This window comes from Vibrio sp. 10N.261.52.C11, assembly GCF_041471405.1.
In the GTDB taxonomy this organism is placed as follows: domain Bacteria; phylum Pseudomonadota; class Gammaproteobacteria; order Enterobacterales; family Vibrionaceae; genus Vibrio; species Vibrio crassostreae_C.
This window is the reverse complement of sequence record NZ_JBFROI010000138.1, coordinates 1-974: the sequence shown is the minus strand read 5'-3', so window position 1 is coordinate 974 and position 974 is coordinate 1. Positions and strand designations below refer to the sequence as shown.

The 974-nt window shown below is 44.1% G+C and carries 1 protein-coding gene; it reads right to left on the bottom strand.

Features of this window, described 5'->3' with window-relative positions; translation table 11 throughout:
• A partial coding sequence (locus tag AB4323_RS24395) for an IS5 family transposase (RefSeq protein ID WP_372153541.1) occupies window positions 1–896 on the bottom strand: 896 nt, incomplete at its 3' end.
• Between the last annotated feature and the right edge of the window lie 78 nt (window positions 897–974).

Sequence of the window (974 nt, the reverse complement as noted above, 5' to 3'; positions counted from 1 at the left end):
GGCATACCTAGTCCTATGACTTTGTTAATCGCTTTGACATTCGCCATGATTTCGCCCACTTGAGCGTTGTAACATCTCAAGCTCAATTTATCGCTTGTTAGTCCTTTATATCGGGACATAGCAGTCTCAGATATTGAACGATAGTGATAACCAGACTCTGTTTTCCATTCCGATATTGTTCCATCTCTCAGAGCCATTACCGCTTTGTTTCTGGGATGACCGTCTTCCCAAAGAGCTGCATTCTTTCGAGGCGGTATTAACGGAGTACAGCCTTTATTTTTCAGAGTCTCGTGGCAATTTTTTGTGTCATATGCTCCATCGGCGGATACGGCAGCGACCTTTCTACGTAGTGGGTTGAGTAACGTCGGTAACACTTCACTATCGCCTACATTTACAAGACTGACTTGCGCACTAATCGCTTCGTGAGTATCCACATCCACAGCTAAGTGCAGTTTGCGCCATGTCCTACGTTTTTCTGTACCATGCTTTTTCACTTTCCACTCCCCCTCACCAAAGACTTTGAGGCCAGTAGAATCAATGGTTATATGGCGAATAGCCCCTCTCGATTTATTGCGATATTTGACCTGAACTGTCTTCGAGCGTTTACTGATACAGGTGTAGTCAGGGGACGTTAGTGGAACATCTAATAGCTCAAAGATAGAGTCGATAAAGCCTTGAAGAGCACGTAAAGGAAGAGAGAAGATGCCCTTAATCATCAAGGCGGTTTCAATCGCTGTATCAGAGTACTGAAAGCCTCTCCCACGCTTACCATGATGAGTTTTGCATCGCCATGCATCTACGGCTGAATCATCTATCCAGAATGTAACCGAACCACGTTTACAAAGAGCCTTATTGTACTCCGTCCAGTTAGTTATCTTCTTGTTTGCTTTACCCATATCACCACCATTCCAATCGTTTCAAATGATCAGATCACAGGACTTGGAAAAGGTTCAACTAATTTAGGCAACAACGCC